Source organism: Nocardia sp. NPDC051832 (assembly GCF_040681285.1).
Taxonomy (GTDB): Bacteria; Actinomycetota; Actinomycetes; order Mycobacteriales; family Mycobacteriaceae; genus Nocardia.
In genome coordinates, this window is sequence record NZ_JBFAYL010000006.1 from 133,144 (window position 1) to 158,924 (window position 25,781).

Sequence of the window (25,781 nt, forward strand, 5' to 3'; positions counted from 1 at the left end):
GTTACGACATCGTGTAGTACGCAATTGTGTCGTTGAGTCCGTAAACTTGTGGGATGGCAGGACTTGGTGAACTCGAGAAAGCGGTCATGGACCAGCTGTGGTCCAGCGACGAACCGCAAACGGTACGGCAGGTGCACGAGGCATTGGCCGCACGTCGCGAGCTCGCCTACACCACGGTGATGACCGTGCTGCAGCGTCTGGCGAAGAAGAATCTGGTGGTTCAGCGCCGCGACGATCGTGCCCATCGGTACGCCCCCGTGCACACGCGCGACGAGCTGGTCGCGAGCTTGATGTTCGACGCACTCCAGCAGGCCGAGGAAAAGGGCAGTCGCGCAGCGGCACTCGTGCACTTCGTCGAACAGGTCGGACGCGACGAGGCCGACGCGTTGCGTGAGGCACTCGCTAAGCTGGAGGACAACGAGGGGAAGTAGACTCCTCACGTCCAGGCCCCACAACGCAGTGAGCTGAGTCGATGAACGCAACCGCGCCGGTATTCGCCGGACTCGCATTGCTTCTCGCGGGGCCTGCTCCAGCTCTGCTGAGCCGTGCGACCTGGCCCTACCGGGTTCCGCGTGCGGCGCTCGTGTTGTGGCAGGCCATCGCGCTCGCAGCCGTACTCTCGGCGTTCGGGTCGGGGCTGGCCATCGCCTCCGAGCTGCTGGTACCTGGGCCCAACGGTCGCCCCACCACCTCACCCACCCGTGAGATCGACGCGCTCGGCCTGCCGCTGTGGCTGGCCTACGTGACGGTGTTCGCGTTGACCCTGCTGGTCGGTGCGCGGCTGATCTTCTCCATCGTGCGGGTCGGCGTGCACACCCGGCGCCGGCGCAACCGGCATCGGATGCTGGTCGACCTGCTCGATCAAGGCGGGCTGCGCGGCGATCCGACGGCGCGTAGCGGCAATCACCTGCGCGCCGCCGACATCCGGGTGCTCGCCGCCACCGAGCCGATCGCCTACTGCCTGCCGGGCCTGCGGCAGCGCGTGGTGCTCAGCGAGGGCACGCTGACCAACCTCGACGATGCCGAGGTCACCGCGATCGTGAGTCACGAGCGCTCGCATCTGCGGGCCCGGCACGACCTGGTGCTCGAAGCGTTCACCGCGGTGCACGAGGCGTTTCCGCGGGTGGTGCGCTCCAAAGCGGCGCTCGGCTCGGTCAAACTCCTCATCGAACTGCTCGCCGACGACTCCGCGGTCAAGGTCACCGGCCCCAAGCCGCTGGCCCGCGCGCTCGTCGCGTGCGCCAAGTCCACCGCACCGCAGGGCGCGCTCGCCGCGGGCGGGCCCACCACGCTCATCCGGATCCAGCGGTTGAGCGGACAGATCGGTGATCTGCGTCTCGCCTCGGCCGCCTACCTGGGCTCCGCCGCAATCCTGGTGGTGCCGACCCAAGCTGTCGCGGTACCCTGGCTGGTCGAGATCGGCCGGCTTTTCTCCAGCTGACGCAGCTACCACCCCGATCCGCTATCCACCACGAGTGCCCGAAAACGGCGCACCGTGCGGTGAACCCCGACCCGTGTTCACCGACTCCGAACAGTGCGAGTTGCGCTGAACACGAAAGGCACCACTTGACCCCCTCGACTCCTGCCACCACGGCACCCGCCGTGACCTTCGCGGAGCTGGGCTTACCTGCCGTCCTCGTCCAGACGTTGCGCCGCAACGGCATCGAGGCGCCCTTCCCGATCCAAGCCGCCACCTGCCGCGACGCGCTGGCCGGCAAGGACGTCCTCGGCCGCGGTCCGACCGGCTCCGGCAAGACCCTGGCCTTCGGCCTGCCGATGCTGGCCACCCTGGCCGCGAACGCCGGCGCCAAGCCCGGCCGCCCGCGCGGCCTGGTGCTGGTCCCCACCCGCGAGCTGGCCATCCAGATCGAGCGCGCTCTCGACGAGCCCGCGCTCTCCCTCGGCCTGCGGGTCGCCTCCGTCGTCGGCGGCGCGCCCATCAAGCGCCAGGCCGACCGGCTCGCGCGCGGCGTCGACCTGCTCATCGCCACCCCCGGCCGCCTCGAAGACCTGATCAAGCAGCGCGCGGCGGACCTGTCCGACGTGCGCATCACCGCGCTCGACGAGGCCGACCACATGGCCGACATGGGCTTCCTGCCGCAGGTCACCAAGTTGCTCGACCGGACACCCAAAGATGGTCAGCGGCTGCTGTTCTCGGCCACCCTCGACGGTGACGTCGACAAGCTGGTCAAGAAGTACTTGCGCTCACCCGTCACGCATTCCACCGCGCCGCCGTCGGCGTCGGTCGCGACCATGTCGCACCACCTGCTGTTCGTGCGCGACAAGTTCGACAAGCGCGCGGTGGCCACCGAGATCGCCGCCCGCGACGGCCTGACCATCATGTTCGTGCGCACCAAGCACGGCGCCGACCGCCTGGCCAAGCAGCTGCGCGGCGCGGGCGTCAACGCCGGCGCCATGCACGGCGGCAAGGCCCAGAACAATCGCGAACGCACCCTGGCCGCGTTCGCCGACGGCACCACCCCCGTGCTGGTCGTCACCGACGTCGCCGCCCGCGGCATCCACATCGACGGTATTTCCCTTGTCGTGCACGTGGATCCGCCCGCCGAGTCCAAGGCCTACCTGCACCGCGCCGGCCGCACCGCCCGTGCCGGCGAGGACGGCGTCGTCGTCACGCTGGTCACCACCGAAGAGCGCGCCGACGTGGAGAAGATGACCCGCAAGGCGGGCGTCGACGTGGTCGGCGTCACGGTCCGCCCCGGCGACAAGAAACTCATCGAGATCACCGGCGCCAAGCAGCCCTCGGGCACGCCGATCGCACCGGCGAACGCCCCTGCGGCCAGCACTTCTCAGGGCGGCGGACGTCGGGGTGGCGGCGGGCGTCCCCGTCGCGGCGAAGGCACCGAGCGTCCCGGCGGATCCGGCCGCCCCGCAGCAGGCTCTGGCCGCCCCGCAGCAGGCTCTGGCCGCAGCGCAACAAGTTCCGGCCGCCCCGCAGCAGGTTCCGGCCGCAGCACAACAAGTTCCGGCCGCCCCGCAGCAGGCTCTGGCCGCAGCACAACAAGTTCCGGCCGCAGCACAACAGATTCCGGCCGCTCCGCAACAGGCGGTTTGGGCCGCAACACTGCAAGCAGTTCCGACCATGGCGCCACAGGCAATTCGAGCCGTGGGGGCGCGGGCGCGTCCGGCCGCAGCGCTGGATCAGGCCGTGGCGCAACCGCTCCCGCGCGGGGCGAGGGCGCTAGCCGCTCCACCGGCGGTGCGCGCACCGCCACCGCACCCAAATCGACTGGCGCGCACAGCCGTTCCACCGGGGGTGCGTCCACCGGTCGCGCGACGCGCGCGGGCGGCACTGACACGCCCGGAAACGCCCGCCGACGCGCCGGACGACCACAGGGCTCCCCGGCCCACCGCAACCACGGAGCAAACTAGCAATTCACGCTAGGTCTCGAGACCCATATACGGTGCTCTCCAACTCTGAGCGACAAAATCCGTCGCGAGCCGAGATTGTCGCTCAGAGTTGGAGTCACCCATATATGGTCCGAGAGATCTGGCCGGGAAGCCTGCTCAGCTCGTTGGTTGCTGGACGTCCAGGGCACGCAGGCGTGTACGGAGGCGGCAGCACCCAGCTGCGGCATTTCCCTCACCTATCGAGTTCTCGGATGACCCTGCGCGCCCGGCGGACCTCACAGGCCGCATTGGAGGCCGCATTGGAGGCTCAGAGGGGGTCACCCACCCGACATGGGTCGAGAAGCCTAGCCCCTGAGCCTCCTCAGATCGCCGGTTGCTGGCTGTCGAGGGCGCACAGGCGTGTACGGATGTAGTACATGCTCGACTGCGGTATCTCCCCGCACCGATAGCGTCCTCGGCCTATCCGGTACACCCGGCCACGGCGGACCTCACAGCGCAACGCATCGGAGATCGCCTTCGAGGCTCGTCCGGAAGGCGCGAAACCCTTCGCCGCCACGGCAGCCGCGAGCTCGGCCACAGACAGTGGCCCGCACACGAACAATTCGTTGATCAGCACGTAACGCAACTCGGCCCCGGTGAGCGCAATGTATGCCATGCGCAGAGTATTCCGGCAGGCACCGACAGGTAGGCGACATTTGTCAGTCCGGTCGGACGCACCGACCGAGTCCAAGGTCCAGGACCACAGTCCCTAAACAATGAGCAATTGCTCGATGCCCCCGATCTGGAGTAACGCTCAACCAGCCGACGCTCCCGGCGTGCCGAGCGTCGCCGGTGACACCTGCGGGTGGACACTGGCTCGATGTCGCATCATCCGCTGGGTGCCATCATCTGCGCGCTGGTCGCCGCGCTGTTGTTCGCGGTGGCGGCGGTCGCTCAGCAGCGGGCGGCTGCGGCGGTCCCGGAGGGCGCGTCGCTGATGGGGTCTCTGGCGCGGAATCCGCGCTGGTGGGCCGCGCTACTCGGGGACGGGGGCGGTTATGTCATGCAGGTTGTGGCGCTTGCGCTGGGGCCGGTGCTGCTGGTGCAGCCGATACTGGTGAGCGCCTTGGTTTTCGCGTTGCCGTTGTCGGCTCGGCTCAATGGCAGTCGGATCTCCGCTCGCACCTGGGGCACGGCGCTCGCATTGGTGGCCGCACTGGCCTGTTTTCTGATCATCGGTGATCCGACCGAAGGTAATTCCGATGCGCCGCTGGGTGATTGGGTGTGGCCGCTCGCCGTGCTGCTCGGCCTCATCGCCTTCGCGGTGGTCGTCGGGCTGCGGAGTGATCCGACTCGGCGGGCTCTGCTGCTCGGGGCGGCGGGCGGCTCGCTCTATGGGCTGGCGGCGGCTCTCACCGCCTGCGTCGCCGACCAGTTCGCGCGGGGATTCGTTCACCTGCTTACCAATTGGCAGACCTGGGCGCTGGTGGCCGCGGGCCTGATCGGCCTCTACCTCCAGCAGCGCGCGTTCCACGTCGGACCGCTCGCCGCGTCCCTGCCCGCGGTCACCATCACCGAACCGCTCGCCGCGGCCTTCCTCGGCCTCGCCGTCCTCGACGAACGCCTGCGCACCAACGGCTTCGGCGTGCTCGCCATCGGCATCGCGGTAATCGTCATGTGCGTCACCACGATTCGCCTGTCCCGCACGCAGGCCGACGCCGGGCTCAGTGCACCGTGAGGTGATAGGTCGTGTCGACCCAGAATTCGTCCTTGGTGCTCGCTTTGATCTCCAGCACGTACTGACCGGGCGTGAGCGGAGCCAGACCGGCCCACAGTCCCCAGGCGCGACGCCGCAGCAGCGACGCCCAGAGCGGCCGCACTCGCGCCCAGAACGGCGGCGAGACGAATTCGCGTAGTTCCAGCGGCACGCCGTTGAGGTAGGCCTTCGCCGAGGCGACGTCCATGGTCAGCGGTTCCTTCGACACCCGCATCGGATGCACCGTGTTGATCACCGGGAAGAACAGCGGCAGACCAGAGGGCACCGCACACCGCCGCACCACGCGGCCGCCGTAGGTCCCGGCCAGGAACCAGATCTCCGCGGGCTGGTTCCATCCGGCATGCTCGCCGGTCTCGTCGGCCACCGGGCTGCGATCGTCCGGCGCCGACAGCGCCCACTGCCACCAGCGCGCCGCCAGATACCCGCCGTCCTGCTCGTTCAACTCCCAGGAGCTGCCGCTCACCGACCCGATACCCATGCCACACACTCCGCGAACAGCCCGTCGTCGGGCAACAAACTCCAACGCCTAGACCATATCGTTGCGGCTGGGATGCCAGGCGATTGCACGGAACGCGGGCAAGCCGGTTAGTATTGGTCAAGTGCAGTTTCTCCCCGGCCATCAGCCGCCCTACGACCTGACCTACGACGACATCTTCCTCGTCCCGAATCGGACGGATGTGGCGTCCCGGTTCGACGTAGATCTGTCGACCGTCGATGGGTCCGGTACCACCATCCCGATCGTCGTGGCGAACATGACCGCCGTCGCGGGCCGCCGGATGGCCGAGACGGTCGCCCGCCGCGGCGGCATCGTGGTGCTACCGCAGGATCTGCCGATCAGCGCGGCGGCCGACACCATCGCCTTCGTCAAGAGCCGCTCGCTCACCGCCGACACCCCGGTCACGCTCGACCCGGAGCGTTCCGTCTCCGAGGCCGTCGCCCTCATGCACAAGCGCGCCCACGGCGCCGTCGTGGTGCTCGAAGGTGACAAGCCGGTCGGCGTCGTCACCGAAGCCGCTTGCACCGATGTCGACCGCTTCGCCCGCCTGCACGACGTGATGAACACCGACTTCGTCTCCGCGCCGGCCGACACCTCGCCGCGCGAGATCTTCGAACTGCTCGAGGCCGGCCGCGCCAAGTTCGCGGTCCTGACCAACGCCGACGGTTCGCTGGCCGGCGTGATGACCCGCACCGGCACCGTCCGCGCCGGCATCTACCAGCCCAATGTCGACGCCAACGGCCAGCTGCGCATCGCCGCCGCCGTCGGCATCAACGGTGACGTCGCGGCCAAGGCCAAGGCCCTGGTCGACGCGGGCGCCGACCTGCTGGTGCTCGACACCGCGCACGGCCACCAGGAGAAGATGCTGGAATCGCTGCGCACCGTCGCCGATCTCGGTCTCGGCGTCCCGCTGGTCGCCGGCAACGTGGTTTCCGCGCAGGGCGTGCGCGACCTCGCCGCCGCCGGCGCCACCATCATCAAGGTCGGTGTCGGCCCCGGCGCCATGTGCACCACCCGCATGATGACCGGCGTGGGCCGCCCGCAGTTCTCCGCGGTCACCGAATGTGCCGCCGCCGCCAAGGAACTCGGCGTGCACATCTGGGCCGACGGCGGCGTGCGCCACCCGCGCGACGTGGCCCTGGCCCTGGCCGCCGGCGCCGCCAACGTGATGATCGGCTCCTGGTTCGCCGGTACCTACGAATCCCCCGGCGACCTGCGCACGGACCGCGACGGCAACCGCTACAAGGAAAGCTTCGGCATGGCCTCCAAGCGTGCCGTCGCCGCACGCACCGCCACCGACAGCGGTTTCGACCGGGCCCGCAAGGCGCTGTTCGAAGAGGGCATCTCCAGCTCGCGGATGCGCCTGGATCCGGAACGCCCCGGCGTCGAGGACCTGATCGACCACATCACCTCCGGCGTGCGCAGTGCCTGCACCTACGCCGGCGCCCGCAGCCTGCCGGAGTTCCACGACAAGGCGGTGCTCGGTGTGCAGTCCGCGGCCGGTTTCGCCGAAGGCCGCCCGCTGCCGAGCGGCTGGTAGCCTCTCCCCGCAGAATTTCCGGTTACCGGCCCACGCGTTGCCTCGCGTGGGCCGGTAGCATCATTGGCACGCCGGTATTTCCGGCACCCCTGTTTTCCCCCGCCGAAAGGAACAAGTTGTCACCCGCGTCCAAGGGCGCCACCAAGGAGGGCTCCTCTACCGAGCCGGGTGACAAACCCGGCGCTCTCCATCCCGCAGCAGTCCCTGCCGATTCCGACGACCCTTCTCAACCCATCCGCGACGGGTGGTGCTGATCATGTCCGTCGCGCTCACCATCCTCAGTCTGGTCGGGTTCATCGCCCTGACCGCCGGCACCGCGCTGTTCGTCGCCGCCGAATTCTCGCTCACCGCGCTCGAGCGCAGCACCGTCGAATCCCATGCCCGCGACGGCGACCGCCGCGCCCGCATGGTTCGCCAAGCCCATCGCACGCTGTCGTTCCAGCTGTCCGGCGCGCAGCTCGGCATCACCATCACCACACTGATCACCGGTTACATCGCCGAACCCATCCTGGCCCGCCTGCTGTCCCCAGTGTTCCGCGCGGCCGGTCTCAGTACCGGTGTCTCGCAGGGCATTTCGCTGGCGCTGGCGCTGATCCTGGCCACCTCGCTGTCGATGATCTACGGCGAGCTGGTGCCCAAGAACATCGCCATCGCCAAACCACTGGCCACCGCGCGGTTCACCGCGGGTCCCATGGTCGCGTTCTCGGTGGCGTTCAAGTGGATGATCAATTTCCTCAACAACACCGCCAACTGGGTGGTGCGCCGGGTGGGCATCGAGCCCGCCGAGGAACTGCGTTCGGCCCGTTCCCCACAGGAACTGGGTTCGCTGGTGCGCACCTCCGCGTTGCGCGGCGCGCTGGATCAGCGCACCGCGCTGGTCGTGGATCGGTCGCTGCAGTTCGGTGAGCGCAGCGCCGAAGAACTCATGACGCCGCGCGTGAAAATCGAATCGCTGGACCAGGACGACACCATCGCCGACCTGATCGAGGCCGCCGGCCGCACCGGCTACTCCCGATTCCCGGTGATCGACGGCGATCTCGACAACACCCTCGGTGTCGTGCACGTCAAACAGGCGTTCACACATCCGGTGAGCGCCCGGCGCACCATTCCGCTGCGGCAGCTCGCCGCGCCGGTGCCGATCGTCCCCGCCAGCCTGGACGGCGACGAAGTGCTCGAGCGGGTCCGCGCCGACGGCATGCAGGTCGCGCTGGTCGTCGACGAATACGGCGGCACCGCGGGCATCGTCACCATGGAGGACCTGATCGAGGAGATCCTCGGCGACGTGCGCGACGAGCACGACGAAGAGGAGCGCGATGTGCGCCGGGTCGCCGACGGCTGGGACTGCTCGGGTCTGCTGCGGATCGACGAGGTCTCGCGGGCGACCGGATACGACGCGCCCGAGGGCGAGTACGAAACCCTGGGCGGTCTGGTGCTCACCCGCCTGGGCCGGATCCCGGAGGTGAACGACGAGGTCGTCCTGCCGAATTCGCCCGCACATCACCGTCATCCGTACGAGACCGAGGAGGGCGGTTGGATCGCCCGCGTCGAGCGCATGGACGGGCGGCGTATCGATCGGATCCGGTTGATCCCGGTCACCGGCGAGGTCCTCGAGGCCCGGGAACGCAAGGCCGACCGCAAGCTCGCGCCCGCCGCCGAAACCCCCGACGACCTGAACCAGGCGGACCAAGCCGAGTTGACCCAGACCGAGTACAACCACGCGGAGCACAGCCATGGGTGATCTGTTCGGAATCGTGCTCACGGTCGTCCTGCTGGCGGCCAACGCGTTCTTCGTCGCCGCCGAGTTCGCGCTGATCTCGGCCCGCCGTGACCGGCTGGAAGCGCTTGCCGCACAGGGCAAGCGCAATGCCAACACGGTGATCCGGGCCGGGGAGAATCTGTCCATGATGCTGGCCGCGGCGCAGCTCGGCATCACCATCTGCTCGATCCTGCTGGGCCGGGTCGGCGAGCCGGCCGTCGCGCATCTGCTGGAGGGTCCGTTCGACCTGCTCGGCCTGCCGCAGGGTCTGCTGCACCCGGTGGCCTTCGCCGTCGCGCTCACCATCGTGGTGATCCTGCACATCCTCTTCGGCGAGATGATCCCGAAGAACATCGCCCTGGCCGGACCGGAACGCAGTGCGCTGCTGCTGGTTCCGATCCATCTGGCGTGGTTGCGGCTGGCGCGGCCGCTGATCGCGGTCTACAACTTCGCCGCGAACCTCACCCTGCGGATGCTGCGAATCGAACCGAAGGACGAGCTGGAGGCGACAGTGTCCAGCGTGGAGCTCGCCGAGATGATCGGCGAATCCCGCTCGGAGGGCCTGCTCGACGAGGAGGAGCACCGCCGCCTGACACAGGCGCTGGGCACCTCCGACCGGACCATCGCCGATGTGATGGTGCCGTTGGCGACCACGCGTTCGGTACCGCTGCGCGGCAACGGCACCACCCTGGGCGATATCGAGACCGCCGTGGCCGAAACCGGGTTCTCCCGCTACCCGGTGCGCGCGGACGACGGCTCGCTGGTCGGCTATCTGCACGTCAAGGACGTGCTGGACAAGGTCGCCGACGAGAGCGCGGGTCCGAGCACGCCGATCCCGCGCACCGATATCCGTCCACTGCCGACCATGGGCGCGGCGACCACGCTGTACGAGGCGCTGGCCCGGTTGCGCCGGACCAGCAGCCATCTGGGCCGGGTCGTGGACAACCATGGCAACACCATCGGCATCGTGGCGCTGGAGGATCTGGTCGAAGAGTTCGTCGGCACCGTGCGCGACGGGACGCACCGCGTCGTCGAATAATGACCGTCCTGACCGCAGTCGAATGGCGGGCGCGTGCCGCCGTGCACCGCGCCCGCCTCGGCGAGCTCGCCGGCCCGTACCTGGAACGGCGGGCCGCCGGCTCGACGCACCCGGTGATCGACTTCCTGTTCACCTACTACGGGCACAAGCCGGCCCAATTGCGGCGCTGGCACCCGGGTTTCGGCGTCACGCTGGCAGACGCGGGCGAATACGACGGCGCGCGAGGGTATCACCGGGTCGAGGCGGGTTACACCGCCGATCCGGCCTACCTGGCCAAGCGCCGCGACACCATCGAGTTCATCGCGAACCTGCTGCGCGCCACCGCGGTCCGGCCCGCCCAGCTGTCCTGCTTCGGCCTGCACGAGTGGGCCATGGTGTACCGCACCGACGAGGTGCGCCACCAGCAGGTGCCGCTACGCCTGGGCCACGCGGGCACCGACGCCGTGGTCGAGTCGATGTCGTTGCGCTGCACGCATTACGACGCCTTCCGCTTCTTCACCCCCGACGCGATCGGCCGCAACATCGAGACGCTGACCCGCGCCGATCAGGTCGCCCGTGAGCAGCCCGGCTGCCTGCACGCCAACATGGACCTCTACAAGTGGGCGTTCAAGCTGGCCCCCCTCACCTCCTCCGACCTGCTACTGGACTGCTTCGAACTGGCCTGCACCGCACGCGAACTCGACATGCGGGCCAGCCCATACGACCTCACCGAATACGGCTACGAGCCGATCCCCATCGAGATCCCCTCCGGGCGCGCCGAATACGTGCGTCAGCAGGCCGCCATCGCGGAGCACTCGGCCGCCCTCCGAGCCGACCTGCTCGCCGTCTGCACGACCCTGCTCGATCGCGCCTGACATTGCCCTTGAAACGGAATGAATCATTCTGCTACTCTTCGAACAGAACAAATCATTCCGTTCCAAGGAGATCATCATGACCGACATCCGCCCCTTCCGGATCGACATCCCCCAGCCCGACATCGACGACCTCCGCGACCGCCTCACCCGGGCCCGCTGGACCCCGGCCCTGCCCGGCGCCGAGTGGAGCAAGGGCGTTCCGGTCGACTACCTGCGCGAGCTCGCGCAGTACTGGGCGAACGAATTCGATTGGCGCAAGATCGAAGCCGAGCTCAACCAGTTCCCGCAGTTCGTCACCGAAATCCAGGGCCAGCCGATCCACTTCAAGCACATCCGCAGCGAGCGCCCGGACGCGCCGGCGCTGCTGTTGCTGCACGACAACCCGGGCGGCGCGATGGGCCTGCTCGATATCCTCGAGCCGCTGTCGCGGGACTTCCACCTGGTCGTGCCGTTCATGCCGGGCTTCGGCTTCTCCACCCCACTCACCAGCATCGGCTGGACCGTTCCCCGGGTCGCAGCGGTCTTCGCCGAGCTCATGGACCGGCTCGGATACGAGCGCTTCGGCGCGCACGGCGGTGGCGGCGGCGCGAACGTGTCACTGGAACTCGGCCGCCAGGTGCCGGAGCGCCTGATCGGCCTGCACGTCAATGCCTATGTCGCGATGCCCGGCGAGGACGTCGAAGGACTCACCGAGGCCGAGCAGGCGCGCATGGCGACCGTGGAGCGATTCATGCAGGACGGGTTCGGCTTCAACATCATGATGTCGACCCGCCCGCAGACCATCGCGCACAGCCTCAACGACTCCCCCATCGGCCTGCTCGCCTGGGTCGTGGAGAAGTTCGGCGAGTGGAGCGATCCGGCCGCGCAGTTGCCCGAGCAGGCCATCGCCAAGGACCGCATGCTCACCGACGTCAGCATCCAATGGTTCACCGGCACTTCGGGTTCCATCGCGCAGAGCTACCACGATGTCGCGCACGACCCGGGCGCGTGGGGCCCGAAGGACCGGGTCACCGTGCCGACGGCGTTCGTACTGTCGGCCGGGGATGTCACCATCCGGCGCTGGGCCGAGCGGGACGCGAACGTGGCGCGCTGGACCGAATTCGACCGGGGCGGCGCCTATATCGCGCTGGAAGCGCCCGAGCTGGTGATCACCGACATCCGGGAGTTTTTCGAAAACCGTCCCTAAGTTACCGGCAGTTACTACTATTCAGTCAGTTCGATGCCGACTGTCTGAGTCGGTCGATTGCCGAAGAGATTTTGAGGGACGCAACGATGCGCTCACGGACGAGATCGCGCCGCACCAGACCACTGGCCTTGCTCACCGCGGGCGTACTCGCGGCCATGCTGCTGCCGAACAGCGCGACAGCCGACCTGCAGTCCGATATCGGCACCGCCGTCCAAGAACTCCTCGATGTCGGCCGCACCGCACCGCCGCGGGCGGATTGCGGACCGGGCTCGATGCCGGAACCCGGTCTGCAAGGCGATGTTCCGGCCGCAGACCGCGACAGCGGACGCTCCACGCTCGGCTATCGCTGCAATATGACGATGCTCGGCCAGTTCGCCGGCCGCGGCGCGGGCATCACCTCCACCAGCTTCGAGCACTGCGCCTACATGGGCTCGTTCTTCCCGGGTGACCTGATCAGCGAGGGTCGCGGAGTGCAGGTCCTCGACGTCTCCGACCCCGCCAATCCGCGCCCGACCGCCACCCTCACCGAACCCGCCATGCTCGCGGGCACCTGGGAGAGCCTCAAGGTCAACGTGGAACGCAAGCTGCTCATCGGAACGGGTGTCCCAGTCGGTACGGGTGTCGGTTATCTCTCGGTCTACGACATCTCCGATTGCGCGCACCCGCGCCTGCTCAACCCCGGGCCCGGCACCAATCTCCTGATGCCGCTGCCGATTACGACGCACGAGGGCGGCTGGTCGCCCGACGGCCGCACCTACTGGGCCTCGGGCATCGCGCCCGGTTTCGTCAGTGCCGTCGACCTGACCGATCCCGCCAATCCGCGCGTCATCTGGCAGGGGCTCACCGGCATCGAAGCGCACGGCTTCGGCATCAGCCCCGACGGCAACCGCATGTACCTGTCCGCGCTCGCCGGTTTCACCGTGCTCGACATCAGCGCGGTGCAGCGGCGCGATCCGAACCCGCAGGTGCACCACATCGGGCGCACCTTCTGGACCGACGGCTGGGCGACCCAGCACAGCGTCCCAGTCACCTATGACGGCAAGCCGTATCTGTACACGGTGGACGAAGGTGGTTCCGGCGGTGTGAAACTCATCGACATCTCCGCCGACACCAAGCCGAAGGTCGCGGCGAAGATCAAGCTCGAGATCAATCTCCCGCAGCACATCGACAGTAATATCGGCTCCTCGATGGGCGGTTCGGTCTTCGCCTACGAATCGCACTACTGCACCGCCGACCGCCCCGCGAACCCGACCGCGCTGGCCTGTGGCTGGATCTCCTCCGGCATCCGGGTCTTCGACGTCCGCGACCCCTTCGCCATCCGCGAGATCGCCTATTTCAACCCGCCCGCCCGCACCGGACGCAATCTGGAACTGTGGAACTCCCCGCACGCCCTGGCCTCGATCATCGGCATGCCGCTCATGACCGCGCCGCCGCTGGCCCGTTCGGTGCTGGAAGGCCAGTTCAATCCGTGGCAGGCGCTGACCCAGCGCTCCGGCCGCGTGGCCTTCGGCGACGTGTCCACCGACTGGTGCCTCTCGCCACCGGAGTGGCGCGGCGATCAGCTGTTCGTCACCTGCTCCGACAACGGCTTCATGGTGCTGCAGCTGGACAACGACGTGTACACGGCTCCGGCGGACCAGCAGTCCGTCGTCGGGTCGTAGCGTGCGGCGGAACATCCCGGTCCGGCTCCGGATCGCCGCGCTGGCGGCGGCCGCGTTCTCCCTGCTGGTTCTCGGCGCGGCCCTGCGCCCCCTCTTCTTCGCCGAGAACCACACGGCGGCACCGGTTCTCAACAGCATCGAAGTCGGATTCGCGCAGGACATGACCGCACACCATCAGCAGGCCTTGCTCATGGTGCAGCGCCTGGACCCGGCTGCGGGCCCGCCGGTCCGGCGCCTGGCCCAGCAACTCGCCGACACCCAGCGCATGGAGATCGGCACCATGCTCGGCTGGCTGCGCCTGGCCAACGCCTCCCCGATGTCACCCCGCCCCATGGCCTGGATGCAGACTGCCGCACATCATCATTCGGGCACCCCGGCCGCTTCGCCGACCAGCATGCCCGGCATGGCGACCATGCCAGAACTCGACGCCCTCGCGGCAGCCAAAGGCCGCGACGCGGAAATCCTGTTCCTGCAGTTGATGATCCGCCACCACGAAGGCGGCACCGCCATGACCAAAGCCGCCGACGAACTCCTCGAAGCCGGCCCGGTAAAGGAAGCCGCCCGCTCGATGTTCCAATCCCAGAGCCAGGAGATCGGCGTCATGAGCGTCCTGCTGACGCAACTGCTGCCGAAGGACGTTCCGACCGGCTCGAGCACCAGCGACCAACCACCTCCGGCAGGCCGGTGAACGTTTCTCGATGGCAATATTGCTGATAGTCGCAGGAATTGCGACAGCGGCGATTTCAGCTGGGATTCACGGGTCAACGGTGTCTCTCCCTGCCCCACGATGACCGCCGGTCGTCGGTCGTAGAAGCCCGCCTCGCCTGGGTGGCCAGCGTGCCTCCACCTCTGTTCTTGGTCAGCGAGGATCGCGTCATCGCGAGTTCGGGCCACGCGATATCACAGTCCACCTTGGTCGGTAGCGCTGAGCCCATCACCATCCCAGAACTGATTTTCCAGCGACCAGGCCAACGGGAGACGTCGAATCGCGCATTATCGGCCTGCTGGCCCTGGCGGGTGTCAAACTTGGTGTACCACGACCAAATCCAGCCCACATGAGTAAACGGTCACCCGTCCGGACAAGCGAGAACACAGAGTCGATTTACCTTTCTCCGCTGCAGTCGAGCAAACATCAGGGCGCTGCGCTCACACACGCTATCGAGCTTGCGGTGACGAGGGTTGGGCCGAGCGGGGAATCGATGCCTCGGGTGCGGTCGGAAGATCTCGTGGATGGAACGGCCACGGCCGTGGAGGAGGATCCGAGTGGACTCGGTATCGATCGTTCGACCAGACCTCATGCTCGTTGCGGTGCAACGGATTTATCCGACGGTGCGGCAACGAGTGACCCCCGACGAGTGGCGCAAGATTGAAGGTGAGCTCAACCTCGCGCTCGAGACGCTGGCCGACGGCCGCGATTCGCGCGGCCATTCCGCTGCGGTGCTGACCCTCGTCCGGCTGCTCTCGACGACCGAGGCAGGGCGTGAACTCCTCGCTGGCAGACTCGCCGCGCAGGACGCCGTTGCGGCATTGCCCCGAGCCCGGGACAACACAGCGGCGTTGTCGACGGTTCTGGCCGTCCTCGATCTGGATGCGGCACCGGCGTCAACAACAGAACGCGGTATCACTCTCAAGGCGGGCGGTCTCGGCGGTGGCAAGAGCTTCAAACTGAAGAACTTCCGTCTCGACACCGTCGAACTGCTCAAGCTCGGATCGGCCTCGGTCGTCGCCGCACAGGCTGCAGTTGCTGCCGCACTCACTCCGATCGCCCCGCTGGTGATCGTCGCCGGCGTCCTGACTGTCGTGCAGTCGCTGGTCGCCTCGACGACAGTGGCGATCGGCGAGGATGAAGCCAGCCTGTTCTGGAGCTTGATCCAGACCGCGGCTGAGCGTGAGGACAAGACGGCGACTGAGATCGAATTGCGCGCGGCCTCCGACCGGCACCGCCAGGAATTCGGTCTGGATCCGTTCACCCCGGCCGACTTCCTGCGCGCGTTGCGTACGCTCCAAGGTCTGTCCAGCATCACCGCCGCCGGCGAGGGCCGGTGGCGTCTTACCGAGTCCTACCGTGTCTCCTGACGATGACCCGCATGCCCAGATCATCGAGCAGACCATTCAAGACCTCACCGCGGCGTGGCACGCCGATCCGTCGGACCGGATCCGCGCGCAGCTGGCCATCGCCTACGGCCAGCGAGTCCTGGGCTCGCGTGAGGAGAACATCCACCAGATCCTGGTGCACACCGATTCGCTCGACGACCTGGACGACCAGGACAACGAACTCCTCTTGACAGCTCGTGTACTCCGAGGCCGCGCATTCCGCGACCTCGGCGATGCCTCCGGAATGGGCCCCATGAATCTTCAAGTGGCCCTTCACTTCTTCGAGGATGTTGTGCAGCAGCTCGACCCCGGTTCGGTGGAATGGGCCGACGTCGAGGTCGATATCGCGAAGACGCTGCTGCGGATGAATGACGTCTGGACAGACGCGATCGACCATCTTCATTCCGCCCTGCTCACGTATCGGCAGAACAGGTCGGCCCAGGGCGTCGGCGCCGCCCACGAACTGCTCGGCGAGCTCCATCATCGGCTTGCCGAACAAACCCGCACCGCCGCGCCACGATCGACGGCCCTGAACCATTATTCGCAGGCCCTGGCGAACACCGACCGAGTCACCTGCCCGGAACAGTGGGCGAGAATCCAGACCGCGATCGGCCGGCTGACATTGGGAGCAGGACCGGCGGCCTTCGAAATCGCGGAGTCCCACTTCCTCGCAGCCCGTGACGCAACAGCAGGCCTGTCAACTTCAACAGCCCGCCTCGACGCCCTGACGGGACTCGCGCACCTCCATCTCGCCGCCTCTCGCTGGGATGATGCGATCGCTCCGATTCAGGAAGCCCTCGAGATCGCCACCGACGGCCTGCGTATCGCGCGAACGGTGGACGGTATGCGCACGGCTGTCATCGACATCTCGACAATGTCACGCAACCTCGCATTCTGCTACTACAAGACAGGACAACTGGACCTGGCCGCTGTCACCGTGGAGTCAGGCAACGCACTGCTGCTCGCCAGCAGACTGCACTGGAACACAGACAACACCGACCTACCCTCCACCCAGCAGATGCGACAACTGCTGCGCCTGAGTCGAAAGATCCGCAAACTCGAGGCCCGCCAGTACGGCGGCGTGAGCTGGATCGAAGACAGTGATCGACTCACGAGCCTGCGCAATCGTTTCGACGCCGTGTTCGCCGGCGCGGACCCTGAGCACCAGCTAGCAGCAGGACGGGCTCTGACGGTGGCGCAGATTGCGCCCACCGAATCGGCGACCGCGCTGGTCCTGCCGCTCGTCAGCCCCAACGGCGGCGCCTGGTTCATCCTTACCCAGGGTGATCAGCACGTAGCCGCCGAGAACGTGCTGGACTTACCCGAGTTCACCACCGCCGCCGTCGACCGATGGCTGATCGGGGACCAGAACGCGCCCGGCTGGTTGGCGGCGATGCAACACCGCTACGACGCCCCCAACGGCCCTCAACGATGGCGCTCGACCATGGTCGAGGTCTGTGAGCAGGTCGGGGCGACGGTCTTCGACGCGCTGCACAGCCGACTTCTCGAACTGGGCGCGACCCGCGTGGTGCTGGTCCCGGTCGGCGGATTGCAGTTCTTGCCACTCCACGCCGCCGTCGTCGGAACCGGGCCCGGCCAGCAGTTCCTTATCGACGATCTAACCGTCGAATACACGCCCTCCGCCCGAGTCCGCACCTGGGCGAAACGCCGCAGGGAAGGGCTGCAGTTGACCGGCCAGGCACTCGTCGCCGGGGTGGGGCGCTACCAGTCCCACCCGCCGCTGCACGCAGTGCCCGATGAGGTCACGCTGGTCGCCGCAGCGCTCGAGACCACCGCCCTGCTCGATGAGCAGGCGTCCCGCAAGAAGATCTTGCGCCAGATGAGGACTGCGACCGCGATCCATCTGGCCTGCCACGGCGCACAATGGGCCCTGGGCGGAGCGTTGTTCCGGTTGGAGTGGTCACCGCCCGCGGTCCTTCATCTCCACCGCCTCGGGCTGTCGTTCCAGGACATCCTGCTGCAGGATCTGCGCAATGCCCGTCTGGTGTGCCTATCGGCGTGCGACACCGGGCTGGTCGACAAGGGCCTGCCCTGGGACGAGTTCGAGGGACTGGTCAACGTGTTCCTGCAAGCGGGCGCACCCGCCGTTGTGAGCAGCCTCTGGGCCGTGGATGACAGAAGCACCGCGCTGCTCATGGAGCGGTTCTATCGCAACCTCAGCGCCGCCGCAGATGACCCCGCCGCGGCGCTGCGCGACGCCCAGCTGTGGCTGAAGACCAGTACCCGCGCCTCCCTCGCCTCACATTACGAGCAGCACATAGAGCGGGGCATGCACCAGTTCATCGAACCCTATACGCAGCTTCTGCTCGGCGGCGCCCCGGACGAGCGCCCCTACTCCCACCCGGCGCACTGGGCCCCGTTCGTCTTCACCGGAGCGTAGAAAGACCGAGAAAGAGGAAACCCATGGGCCAGGACAGCGAATCCACCGAATCTTTGGCCGCGCGCGAGAACGAATGGGTCCGCGCGGTGCTCCTCAAACCCGACCACCCCATGCGAGACGATGCCCTCGATGTCGCCGAGGACGCACGTGCCATGGCCATGAACGCGCTCGGCGAACACCATCCCGCCTACGCCGAAGCCACCCAAAACCTGGGTATCTACTACTGCGTGCACGCCAACGACATCGCCACCGCGGCGGATTACTTCGACCAGGCACGACAGATCGTCGGCCCCTACCATCCGATCCTCGCACGCGGCTTCTACTTCCTCGGCCTGCACTACCGCGACGTCGGAAACAAAGACAACGCCCGCGAATTCTTCACCGAAGTCCTGAACATCATCCGCCGCGAAGGACACCCCGAGGATCCACGAATCGATCAGGTCACACAACTACTGACCAGCCTCGAAGCCAACTGACAGCGGACCCGATCGCCGGGACGATCAGTCGCCCCCGGACGGCCGGTGAACGTTTTACAGCAGGGTCGCTGAGGCAGGCGCGCCGGCGATCACGACGGTGTTGCCGCCTTGCTGTTTCGCCTGATACATCGCGCCGTCCGCGGCACAGATGGTGCGGCGGAACGGTTCACAACTTCGGGCCGGCCGGCCGGCCGCCGGAATGGGCGCGAGGCCGATGCTGGCGGTGACGGTAATCGCCCCGATCGGCTCGGCTACTGCACGACGCAAACGGTCGGCGACCTCGGCGGCCGGATCGACGGGGAGCCGGACGACGACGGCGAATTCCTCGCCACCGAAACGGGAGACGATGCTGTCGGCGGGCGCGGTGGTCCGCAGGCGGTCGGCGGTGCGGACCAGCACCTCGTCGCCGACAGCGTGGCCGAGGGTGTCGTTGACGGATTTGAAGCGGTCGAGATCGATCATCAGGACACAGGCCGGGACCGGCGCCGGATGCGCGAACCAGATCGCGGAGTAATAGTCGAGGCCACGTCTGCTCAGCAATCTCGTCAAGGGATCGGACAGCATTTCGGCGCGCAGCAATGAATAACAGAACTGCAATCCGGGCGGCACCATGACCGCGGCCGCCATCCCGAGCATCATGATCACCGCGGAGGTGATGTCACCGCCGCGAACGAGCGGTATCGCCAATAGCCCCGCCGACAACAATGACCACACCGTCTGCCCGGCAAGGACTTTCGGACCGTGCAGGGCGCTGACGTAGATGCCGAGGATCAACAGCATCATCATGCCGACCGCGCGCACCACGTAACCGGGGCTCAGCGCACAGACAGCGGTGACACAGACGTCGGCGACGCTGGTCAGGATCAACGACTCGGTCTGTGCGGGCCACGGCCGCAGCCACCAGCGCGCACACCACACCAGCCCCACCCCGACCAGCAGCCACAGCAGCGCCCGCGACCCCGAATCCGCTGGCCGCATGGGTGACAGCAGGATCAGCACGGCGATGATCGGCGTGGCCAGGCCGCACAACCCGACCGCGGTTTTCAGTGCGCCGAGCGCCGAGCGTGCGGCGATCGCGTCCACCACCCACTGGTAGTCGACATCCTCGTGCCACCAGTCTCGAACTAAGCGCAGATCACCGAGCACACCCTGCCCTTTCGGCGAGGAACGGAGCATCCAGCTGTATCGATCACGTCCGCCCGCACCACCTCCGGCCGGAAATCGCAGTCTACTCGCGAGTAATAACCGCATCACCGAATCAGGTGAAATACCGCAGCCACACATAGATCCAGGCCAGGAAGGTGCTCAGGATCGTGACGATGACGCCGGGTTTGGTGAACTGCCAGAACGAGATCGGATGCCCGGATCGCTGCGCGATCCCGAGCGCGACGACGTTGGCGCTCGCGGCGACCGCGGTGCCGTTACCACCGAAGTCGGCGCCGAACGCGAATGCCCACCACAGGCCCTGGCCGTGCACCGGGTCGGGTGTTTGCGCGACCAGCTCTTCGACGGCGGGCGCCATGGTCGCGGTGTAGGGAATGTTGTCGACGAAAGCCCCGACGATGGCGGAGCCGAAGAGGATGGTGGTCATCGCGACGAAGTGATTGTCGCCGAAGGTGTCGACCGCGAAAGCGCCGAGCCCGTCGATCACCCCGGTGTGGACGAGTCCGGCGACCATAACGAACAACCCGGCGAAGAACACCAAGGTCGGCCACTCCACTTCGGCGAGAACCTCGCCCACATCCAGGCCCGAGACCAGCAGCATGACTCCGGCGCCGACCAAGGCGACGATCGAGGGCGCGACATGGAGTACGGAATGCAGTCCGAACCCGATGACCACCCCGAGCAGCACGATCGAGCAGCGGAGCAACAGTCGCGGATCCTTGATCGCGCGACGTTCCTGTAGGGCGAGGACGGTGGTGGAGTTCTGGTGCTCGGCGCGCACCGTGTCGCGGAACAGCAGTCGGGTGAAGACCACGAACAGAAGAAAGATGATCACGACGGCCGGGGCCATATGGATCAGGAAGTCGTTGAAGCTCAACCCCGCTCGGCTGCCGATGATGATGTTGGGCGGATCACCGATCAGGGTCGCCGCACCGCCGATGTTCGCGGCGAGGACTTCGGCGATGATGAACGGTTGGGCGGGTATCTCCAGCCGTTCACACACGACGATCGTCACCGGGGCGACGAGCATGATGATGGTGACGTTGTCCAGCAGCGGCGACGCGATGGCGGTGATCAGCATCAGCATCACCATCAGGCGAAACGGACTGCCGCGGGAACGCTTGGCCGCCCAGATGGCCAGAAAGTCGAAAACACCTGTCTGCTTGATGATTCCGACGATGATCATCATGCCGAGCAAAAGGAATATGACGTTCCAGTCGATCCCTTCGTGCTCGGAATAGAACACCTTCTCCCCCGGCGTGAGGCCGAGCACGGTCATCAAACCCGCGGCGATCAGCACGACCTTCACCTTGTCGGCACGTTCGGTGGCGATGAACCAGAACGCACCGACAAAGATGCCCACGGCGATCAGCCCGTCCATCGGCCCCGCCGCCATCGGGCCGAGATCAGCTGCCGCGCTGGACTATTCATCGTCCGGGCCCGCGACCGCCAAGCTCGCCAGGAGCCGCTCCAAAGTCACCGCGCCGACCAGCGCCCGGCTCTTGTCGACCACAGCCACCAACGGAGTGTGCCGGGCCGCCATCAGCGCGGCGATCTCCAGCAACGTCGCATCGGAGCGAACAGTCGCGGGCTTCAGGGCCTGGGACGGCAGGCAGTCGCCGACGGTGCGGCTGCCGGGCACTTGCCAGAACAGGTCCGCGTGCACCTCGTCGATGGTGCGGACCAGCGCGGAGTCGGACTGGTAGGAGCTGGGGATCGCGAGCCGCAGCACCTGGGTTCCGGGCAGCACCGCCAGCGGACGGCCCGCGTCGTCGACGACGATGATGCCGGGCAGGCGCTTCACCACCATCAACCGGACGGCTTTGGCCACCGGGTCGCCCACCCGGATCGTGGGTAGGGAGATAGCGATCTCGTGTGCTTGCATGGTGTCGCTCCATTGCGGGCGTGCGGGGCTGGTAGTCATGGTGTCGGGGCCCGTCCGTGGGTGAGTTCGGCCAAGCGCCGCTCCAGGCGAGCGACGCGGTCGGTGATCGAGGTGCTGTGCAGCAACTGGGCGCACTCGTCGGCCTCGTCGGGGTCCAGCGCGATCTCCATCGCCGGCTCGTCGGCGTCGCCGTAGATCAGCAGATGCTTGCGGCCGCCGGCGGCGGTACGGATCGCGAAACGCGCGTCGCCGCGCGTTCGCAGATGATGAACAACGCCGAGTCCGGGGATAGTCGTGCGGTCGACCTGCATCCCGAACACCTCCCACCGGTTGCCGACTGAACTCCGAGTGCCTAAGAGTCTTGGGCCGGCGGGCGCGGTTGACTATCGGGGCGAGGCCTCATCTCCTGACCCCGGTGCGGGCTTTCGACGTGCGGAAATGGGGTCCGGACCTCATGGACAGCCGGGATCTCCGGCGCCGAGAATGGTCGGATGGACCGACGTCGCACCGGTGGGCTGGGCCGCCTGCTGCACCACACCCGTACCCCAGCCGGTGCGCTGTTCCGGCGGATCATCCTGATCAACGGCTTGGTGTTCACCTTCGGGACCCTGGTACTGGCGCTGTCGCCCGCCACCGTGTCGACCCGCGTTCGACTCACCGAGATCCCCGTGCTGCTGATCGGTTTGGCAGTCATGCTGGGCGCCAACGCTTTTCTGCTGCGCCGCAGCCTCGCGCCGCTGGATCACCTGATCGCCTCGATGCACCGCTTCGATCCCCTGCACCGCAACGACCGCCTCGACGACATCGACAACGGCGACCTCGGTCACCTCATCGATTCGTTCAACGCGATGACCGAACGACTGGAATCCGAACGCACCGCCGCCAGCGCTTCGGCGCTGGCGGCCCAGGAACGCGAACGGCAGCGCATTGCCCGGGAACTGCACGACGAAATCGGCCAGAGCCTCACCGTCGCCTTGCTGTCGATGAAGCGCGCGGTGGACAAAGCCCCCGACGACGTCGTCGACGTCTTGCACGGCGCCCAGGACGCCGTGCGGCAGTGCTTGGACGAAGTGCGGGGAATCGCGCGGCGGTTACGCCCGGATCTGCTCGACGAACTGGGCTTGCACAGTGCGCTCGCGGCGCTCTGCCAGGAATTCTCGGCCACCGCGGGAATCACGGTGTCCCGCGACATCGATCGCACCCTGGATCGGTTGCCACCCGACGTCGAGCTGGTCTGTTACCGGGTCGTCCAGGAGAGCCTGACCAACGTGGTGCGACATGCCGCCGCCGGCGCGGTCGTCGTCGGATTGCATGCCCGGAACGGGATGCTGGAACTGGGTATCACCGACAACGGGCGCGGCGGGATCTCCCAGGAAGGCGCGGGTATTCGAGGTATGCGGGAACGAGCACTGCTCATCGCGGGGACACTGACCGTGCACTCGCCACCGGATGGCGGTACCGACATCCGGCTGCGCGTCCCCCACGACACCGTCAGGAGCACCTGATGACCAGCCCGGCTCCGGCCCGGATCCTGCTCGCCGACGATCACGCGCTGGTGCGCAGCGGGCTGCGCATGATCCTCGACGCCGAGCCCGACCTCATGGTGGTCGCCGAAGCCGCCAACGGGCAGGAAGCCCTCGATCTGCTCACCGAAGTGCGCGTCGACCTGGCCATCCTGGACATCGCCATGCCGCGCCTGACCGGTATCCAAGCCGCCCGCGAGATCAGCCGCGTCGCACCGCAGGTCCGGATCCTCATGCTCTCGATGTATGACAACGAGCAGTACTTCTTCGAATCCCTCAAGGTCGGCGCCTCGGGATATGTCCTGAAGTCCGTCGCCGACCAGGATCTGATCGAAGCCTGCCGGGCCACCATGCGCGGTGAGCCGTTTCTGTATCCGGGTGCGGCGACCGCGCTGATCCGTGACTATCTGCAGCGTGCCCGCCGCGGATCAGCACTGCCCGACACCATCCTCACGCCGCGCGAAGAGGAGGTGCTCAAACTCGTCGCCGAAGGCCAATCGACGCGCGAGATCGCCGAAACCCTGGTGATCAGCGCCAAGACCGTCGATCGGCACCGCACCAACATTCTGGCCAAACTCGACCTGCGGGACCGAACCGCCCTGACCCGCTACGCGATTCGCGCCGGGCTGATCGAACCCTGAGGATTTCACGCGATGTCCAGGGCAGTGCCGTAGAGCCGGGTGACCCGCAGGGTGATGATCACCCGGTTTTCGCGCGCCTGCTGTTCCAGGTAGCCGGCGGCGTCGGCGGGATGCCCGGCGAAGGCGAGTAATTCCCGCGGGCTCGCCGAGACCTCGGCGTCGCCCTCGGCGACCGCGAACGACCAGACGTCCGGGCCGGAAACATGAAGAGCGACACGGGGATTGTTGCGAATCTGCTTGACCTTGGCGCGGTCGGCGGTGGTCGAGATCCGGATGACGCGCTCGGCGGGATCCCAGCGGTAGAGCACATTGGACATCGCGGGATGGCCCGATCGTTTGACAGTCGCCAGGACACCGAACTGCTGCGCGCCGAGCACCTCGACCAATTCCGCGTCGGTCAGCGATCGGGGGGCGGGTCCGGACTGGTTGTCGCTCATCGTGAATCTCCTGTCGGGCTTGTTAAGTCGGTATTCACACCGTAGAAGCCATCTCGGAGACAAGAAATCATCCATAGTCTCCCATTGATGTCCTATCGTCTTCGGCAGTATCGTTTCGGCATGGACATCCTCAGCGAAGTTCTCGCTACGGCGCGTACCGGGAGCCCGGCCTCTGGGATGTTCGTGCGCCACGCACCCTGGGGCCGCGCCTACCCCCGGATCGAGGGCGCCGGATTCCACGTCGTCCTGCGCGGCTCCTGCTGGCTGACCCGGCCGGAGGCAGATCCGATCGCGCTGGGCGCCGGTGATGCAGTGTTCATGCCGCGCGGGATTGCCCACGGACTCGTCGACCAGCCCGGCACCGCGCTGTCCGAAACCGCCGGACCGGCCGACGTGCGCCATGTCGACGGACCCGGCGCAGCCGCGGTCCTGCTGTGCGGCTCCTATCAACTGGCCGCCGACCGCACCCATCCGATGCTGGCCGAGCTGCCCGAAGTCGTCCACATCCCGGCCCGCCTCGGCGCCCACCCGGCCCTGCGCGCCACCGTCGAGTTGCTCGCCGACGAACTCTCCGACACCCGCCCCGGCAGCGATGCCGCGGTCCCACCCCTGCTGGAACTACTGCTGCTCTACATCCTGCGCGCCTGGCTCAGCGACGCCGCAGCACACGAAATATCCGGCTGGGCAGCGGCTTTCGTCGATCCGGGTATATCGGCGGCGCTGCGCTGCATCCACGAGGATCCCAGCCGCGGCTGGACCGTGGAATCGCTGGGCACCCGCGCCGGGCTCAGCCGCGCCGCCTTCGCCAAGCGCTTCACCGCCCTGGTCGGGGAACCTCCACTGGCATACCTCACCCGATGGCGCATGATCACCGCCGTCCGGCTACTCCGCGATACCGCCGCGCCCTTGGCAGTCATCGCCCGGAACACCGGATACGGTTCGGAATACGCGTTCAGCAAGGCTTTCAAACGCGAATACGGCACCGCACCAGGCCAATATCGCAATTCCGCGGGCGATGTCCTGCTCGCGGGAACCTAGGCGATGCGGCACAATCGCTCGTTCCAGCAAGTCGACGAAAGGATTCAGGTGTCCGGAACGCTCGATGATGGACCGTTCTTCCACGGCACGATCGCGGAACTGCGCGTGGGCGAGTTCCTGACCGCGGGCCGCCGATCCAATTACCGGCCCGAGATCGTGATGAACCACATCTATTTCACCGCCCTCGTCGATGGGGCCGGACTCGCCGCGGAGATCGCCGCGGAACTGTCCGGGGGCGCGGCGATTCCGCGGGTTTACGCGGTCGAGCCGACCGGGGAGTTCGAGAATGACCCGAACGTCACCGACAAAAAGTTTCCCGGCAACCCCACCCGGTCGTACCGCAGCAGCGCACCGTTGCGCATCATCGACGAGATCACCGACTGGACCCGACTCACGCCCGACCAGCTGCAGATCTGGCGGGATCGGTTATCGACCGTGGTGCGAGGCGAAATCCTGAACTGAATC

24 protein-coding genes and 1 pseudogene are annotated in these 25,781 nt (G+C 67.2%); 18 read left to right on the forward strand and 7 right to left on the reverse strand.

Annotation, left to right across the window (positions count from 1 at the left end; all coding sequences use genetic code 11):
- Positions 1–53 precede the first annotated feature (53 nt).
- The 3 genes and pseudogenes from AB0M14_RS33065 to AB0M14_RS33075 all read left to right on the forward strand — a co-directional run.
- Positions 54–431, forward strand: a complete 378-nt coding sequence (locus AB0M14_RS33065; RefSeq protein WP_356980661.1) for a BlaI/MecI/CopY family transcriptional regulator — start codon at positions 54–56, stop codon at positions 429–431.
- Positions 432–472: 41 nt separating this feature from the next.
- Positions 473–1,441: a M56 family metallopeptidase gene (locus AB0M14_RS33070; RefSeq protein ID WP_365002411.1), complete on the forward strand. Its 969-nt coding sequence runs from the start codon at positions 473–475 to the stop codon at positions 1,439–1,441.
- Between the two features lie 161 nt (positions 1,442–1,602).
- Positions 1,603–2,781: pseudogene (locus tag AB0M14_RS33075) on the forward strand (DEAD/DEAH box helicase); the annotation flags it as partial.
- Between the two features lie 949 nt (positions 2,782–3,730).
- On the opposite strand, the gene AB0M14_RS33080 reads toward AB0M14_RS33075, so the two are convergent.
- Positions 3,731–4,024 carry a hypothetical protein gene (locus AB0M14_RS33080; protein ID WP_365002414.1) on the reverse strand — a complete coding sequence of 98 codons (294 nt, stop codon included), beginning with the start codon at positions 4,022–4,024 and terminating at the stop codon, positions 3,731–3,733.
- Between the two features lie 204 nt (positions 4,025–4,228).
- Here AB0M14_RS33080 and AB0M14_RS33085 point away from each other — a divergent pair, with 204 nt between their 5' ends.
- Entirely contained in the window at positions 4,229–5,086 is an 858-nt protein-coding gene (locus AB0M14_RS33085) for a DMT family transporter (protein ID WP_365002417.1), read from the forward strand.
- Here AB0M14_RS33085 and AB0M14_RS33090 read toward each other — a convergent pair.
- A complete protein-coding gene (locus AB0M14_RS33090) occupies positions 5,073–5,603 on the reverse strand; it encodes a hypothetical protein (protein WP_365002420.1) in 531 nt (176 codons plus the stop codon). The genes AB0M14_RS33085 and AB0M14_RS33090 overlap by 14 nt on opposite strands.
- Before the next feature lie 121 nt (positions 5,604–5,724).
- Here AB0M14_RS33090 and AB0M14_RS33095 point away from each other — a divergent pair, with 121 nt between their 5' ends.
- From AB0M14_RS33095 to AB0M14_RS33140, 10 genes are all read left to right on the forward strand, one after another.
- Positions 5,725–7,161 carry a GuaB1 family IMP dehydrogenase-related protein gene (locus AB0M14_RS33095; RefSeq protein ID WP_365002423.1) on the forward strand — a complete coding sequence of 479 codons (1,437 nt, stop codon included), beginning with the start codon at positions 5,725–5,727 and terminating at the stop codon, positions 7,159–7,161.
- A 256-nt stretch (positions 7,162–7,417) separates the two neighbouring features.
- A complete protein-coding gene (locus tag AB0M14_RS33100; RefSeq protein ID WP_365002425.1) occupies positions 7,418–8,899 on the forward strand; it encodes a hemolysin family protein in 1,482 nt (493 codons plus the stop codon).
- Complete coding sequence (locus tag AB0M14_RS33105) at positions 8,892–9,956, forward strand: hemolysin family protein (protein WP_365002428.1); 1,065 nt, start codon at positions 8,892–8,894, stop codon at positions 9,954–9,956. Before AB0M14_RS33100 ends, AB0M14_RS33105 begins: the two co-directional genes overlap by 8 nt.
- A complete protein-coding gene (locus AB0M14_RS33110; protein ID WP_365002432.1) occupies positions 9,956–10,810 on the forward strand; it encodes a 3-methyladenine DNA glycosylase in 855 nt (284 codons plus the stop codon). Before AB0M14_RS33105 ends, AB0M14_RS33110 begins: the two co-directional genes overlap by 1 nt.
- 76 nt (positions 10,811–10,886) lie before the next feature.
- Positions 10,887–11,996 carry an epoxide hydrolase N-terminal domain-containing protein gene (locus AB0M14_RS33115; RefSeq protein ID WP_365002435.1) on the forward strand — a complete coding sequence of 370 codons (1,110 nt, stop codon included), beginning with the start codon at positions 10,887–10,889 and terminating at the stop codon, positions 11,994–11,996.
- Positions 11,997–12,082: 86 nt separating this feature from the next.
- Entirely contained in the window at positions 12,083–13,657 is a 1,575-nt protein-coding gene (locus AB0M14_RS33120; RefSeq protein ID WP_365002437.1) for a hypothetical protein, read from the forward strand.
- A gap of 1 nt (position 13,658) precedes the next feature.
- Complete coding sequence (locus tag AB0M14_RS33125; protein ID WP_365002439.1) at positions 13,659–14,345, forward strand: DUF305 domain-containing protein; 687 nt, start codon at positions 13,659–13,661, stop codon at positions 14,343–14,345.
- Between the two features lie 653 nt (positions 14,346–14,998).
- Positions 14,999–15,733: a hypothetical protein gene (locus tag AB0M14_RS33130; RefSeq protein WP_365002442.1), complete on the forward strand. Its 735-nt coding sequence runs from the start codon at positions 14,999–15,001 to the stop codon at positions 15,731–15,733.
- A complete protein-coding gene (locus AB0M14_RS33135) occupies positions 15,723–18,152 on the forward strand; it encodes a CHAT domain-containing protein (RefSeq protein ID WP_365002445.1) in 2,430 nt (809 codons plus the stop codon). The genes AB0M14_RS33130 and AB0M14_RS33135 overlap by 11 nt, the downstream gene beginning before the upstream one ends.
- A gap of 23 nt (positions 18,153–18,175) precedes the next feature.
- Positions 18,176–18,628, forward strand: coding sequence for a tetratricopeptide repeat protein (locus AB0M14_RS33140; RefSeq protein ID WP_365002447.1), 453 nt, complete (start codon positions 18,176–18,178; stop codon positions 18,626–18,628).
- Positions 18,629–18,682: 54 nt separating this feature from the next.
- On the opposite strand, the gene AB0M14_RS33145 is transcribed toward AB0M14_RS33140, so the two are convergent.
- The 4 genes from AB0M14_RS33145 to AB0M14_RS33160 form a co-directional block, all read right to left on the reverse strand.
- Complete coding sequence (locus tag AB0M14_RS33145) at positions 18,683–19,804, reverse strand: GGDEF domain-containing protein (protein ID WP_365002450.1); 1,122 nt, start codon at positions 19,802–19,804, stop codon at positions 18,683–18,685.
- A gap of 82 nt (positions 19,805–19,886) precedes the next feature.
- Positions 19,887–21,173 carry an ArsB/NhaD family transporter gene (locus tag AB0M14_RS33150; RefSeq protein ID WP_365003037.1) on the reverse strand — a complete coding sequence of 429 codons (1,287 nt, stop codon included), beginning with the start codon at positions 21,171–21,173 and terminating at the stop codon, positions 19,887–19,889.
- Positions 21,174–21,215: 42 nt separating this feature from the next.
- Entirely contained in the window at positions 21,216–21,677 is a 462-nt protein-coding gene (locus AB0M14_RS33155; RefSeq protein ID WP_365002453.1) for a CBS domain-containing protein, read from the reverse strand.
- A 35-nt stretch (positions 21,678–21,712) separates the two neighbouring features.
- A complete protein-coding gene (locus tag AB0M14_RS33160) occupies positions 21,713–21,988 on the reverse strand; it encodes a hypothetical protein (RefSeq protein ID WP_365002456.1) in 276 nt (91 codons plus the stop codon).
- 180 nt (positions 21,989–22,168) lie between these two features.
- On the opposite strand from AB0M14_RS33160, the gene AB0M14_RS33165 reads away from it, so the two are divergent.
- Together AB0M14_RS33165 and AB0M14_RS33170 are read left to right on the forward strand one after the other, a co-directional pair.
- A complete protein-coding gene (locus AB0M14_RS33165; protein WP_365002458.1) occupies positions 22,169–23,182 on the forward strand; it encodes a sensor histidine kinase in 1,014 nt (337 codons plus the stop codon).
- Entirely contained in the window at positions 23,182–23,841 is a 660-nt protein-coding gene (locus tag AB0M14_RS33170; protein ID WP_365002461.1) for a response regulator transcription factor, read from the forward strand. The genes AB0M14_RS33165 and AB0M14_RS33170 overlap by 1 nt, the downstream gene beginning before the upstream one ends.
- A 5-nt stretch (positions 23,842–23,846) precedes the next feature.
- Here AB0M14_RS33170 and AB0M14_RS33175 read toward each other — a convergent pair whose 3' ends face one another.
- Complete coding sequence (locus AB0M14_RS33175; RefSeq protein WP_365002463.1) at positions 23,847–24,278, reverse strand: TIGR03618 family F420-dependent PPOX class oxidoreductase; 432 nt, start codon at positions 24,276–24,278, stop codon at positions 23,847–23,849.
- Positions 24,279–24,365: 87 nt separating this feature from the next.
- Here AB0M14_RS33175 and AB0M14_RS33180 point away from each other — a divergent pair, with 87 nt between their 5' ends.
- Both AB0M14_RS33180 and arr read left to right on the forward strand, forming a co-directional pair.
- The gene (locus AB0M14_RS33180) at positions 24,366–25,316 is read left to right on the forward strand and encodes an AraC family transcriptional regulator (RefSeq protein ID WP_365002466.1); all 951 of its coding nucleotides are present in this window, start codon (positions 24,366–24,368) and stop codon (positions 25,314–25,316) included.
- 48 nt (positions 25,317–25,364) lie between these two features.
- Positions 25,365–25,778, forward strand: coding sequence for an NAD(+)--rifampin ADP-ribosyltransferase (gene arr, locus AB0M14_RS33185; protein ID WP_365002469.1), 414 nt, complete (start codon positions 25,365–25,367; stop codon positions 25,776–25,778).
- The last annotated feature ends 3 nt before the right edge of the window (positions 25,779–25,781 follow it).